Source organism: Mesorhizobium sp. GbtcB19 (genome assembly GCF_019091085.1).
In the GTDB taxonomy this organism is placed as follows: domain Bacteria; phylum Pseudomonadota; class Alphaproteobacteria; order Rhizobiales; family Rhizobiaceae; genus Mesorhizobium.
This window is the reverse complement of the sequence record NZ_JAGXJY010000566.1, coordinates 1-233: the sequence shown is the minus strand read 5'-3', so window position 1 is coordinate 233 and position 233 is coordinate 1. Positions and strand designations below refer to the sequence as shown.

1 pseudogene is annotated in these 233 nt (G+C 67.8%); it reads right to left on the bottom strand.

Features of this window, described 5'->3' with window-relative positions:
* Positions 1-233, bottom strand: a pseudogene (locus KVT37_RS33065) (chloromuconate cycloisomerase); the annotation flags it as partial.

Below are 233 nucleotides of genomic sequence, written 5' to 3'. Positions count from 1 at the left end.
AGTAGTCGGCACCTTCTTCCGGCGTCATCTCTCCCTTCACCCAGGCGCCATCGCCGCGCAGCGCGAGATAGTCGGTGAAGGGGATGTCCTTGCGCACCGCGCCACCGAGCAGCTGGTAGGGCGGCTGCTTCCAGGCCTTGCCGCGCAGGTCCCAGCGCGCCATTTCGATGGCGCCGGAAGCCATGATGCGGGTGCGGTCGTGGATCGTCTGATCGCCGCTCCAGGACGGCAGG